Source organism: Salinisphaera sp. Q1T1-3 (assembly GCF_003602005.1).
Taxonomy (GTDB): domain Bacteria; phylum Pseudomonadota; class Gammaproteobacteria; order Nevskiales; family Salinisphaeraceae; genus Salinisphaera.
Window position 1 is genome coordinate 1 of the sequence record NZ_QZWD01000035.1, and the last position, 1,405, is coordinate 1,405.

Sequence of the window (1,405 nt, forward strand, 5' to 3'; positions counted from 1 at the left end):
GTAATCGGCATGGCAGGCAAGGCGTCGACGTTGGGTGGTCCCATCCGCATGGCGGACTATCTCAGCATTGGATTGCTGTCACGCCTGGTCTCGCCAGCGCTTGTCGATGAAGCGCTTCGTCTTCATGGGCGTCAGAGCCAACGCCGCCGTGATCTGCCAGCCCATGCGGTGGCCTACTACGTCATGGCGATGTCGCTTTACCGCCACGTGAACATGCAGGAAGTCTTGCGGATTGTCACCGAGGGCATGGACTTTCTCGGTGACCAGGCGATTCGCCGCAACGTCGGCAAGTCCGGCATCAGTGCCGCGCGAACCCGCCTGGGTAGCGACGTCATGGCCACACTGGCCGCGCAGTGCTTACAACCGCAGGCACAGCCCACCCAAACCCATGCTTTTTTTCGGAACTGGCGCCTGGTCAGCCTGGATGGTTCGACTATGGAAGTCGCGGATCAGCCGGCGAACCGCCAGGCTTTTGGTGCGCCGGGTACGCAGCAAGGGCGAACCGGCTATCCACAGTTGCGTTTTACCGCCTTGCTGGAGTTCGGCACGCAGTGCCTATTCGGCGTCACGTTGGGTGGTTATGCCGACTCCGAACATAGCTTGGCGCGCCAGAGCTTATCGGCGCTGAGGCCGGGAATGTTGTGTGTGGCAGATCGCGGTTTTTCAGGCTTTCCGATGTGGCAAGCCGCCTGTGAAACGGGCGCGGATCTGCTCTGGCGCATTCCACACAACCGCAAGTTGCCGGTCATCGAAAAACTGGCCGACGGCTCGTATCTGTCCCAGATGAAGCCCGCGCCTGCAACGAAAGCAAAAATGGGCGACGCATCGATCGAAGCACTCACGGTGCGTGTGATCGATTATCGGCTACCCGAGGCAAAAGACGCGGAACCCATCTATCGGCTCATCACGACCATCCTCGACCCGGACGCCGCATCAGCCGAAGAACTCGCCGTCTTGTATCAGACGCGGTGGCGTATTGAAACAGCCTTTGCCGAAATCAAGACGACCCTCAAGGGGGCTGATGTGGTCTTGCGGAGTCTCACGCCAGAACTGGTTCGCCAAGAGTTCTGGGGACTGCTGTTGGCCCATCACGCCATTCGACGCCTCATGCTCGAAGCCGCGTTGGCGCGCGACGTGCCGCCGGATCGACAGAGTTTCCAACACACCGTCTCCATCGTGCGCCGAAAGCTTCCTGCCAGCGGCGCCGTTCCCCCCTCAGCGGTTTGAAGCGTGGTGGCAAGAACTGATCTCGGAGCTGGTCGCCTCGCCACTCACGAGCCCCAGAGGCCGAACCAATCCAAGGCGAATCAAGCGGCGTACGAAAGACTATTTGTCGCGAAAAGGCGATGAACCGCTCAATCGAAGGCCGGATTATTCCGTGCGAATCGTAAAGTGAACGGCATTG

The 1,405-nt window shown here is 60.1% G+C and carries 1 protein-coding gene; it reads left to right on the forward strand.

Annotated elements, in window-relative coordinates; genetic code table 11:
- Window positions 1–1,227 (forward strand): IS4 family transposase (locus D3260_RS17045; protein WP_120099807.1); only part of this gene is annotated, 1,227 nt, incomplete at its 5' end.
- Between the last annotated feature and the right edge of the window lie 178 nt (window positions 1,228–1,405).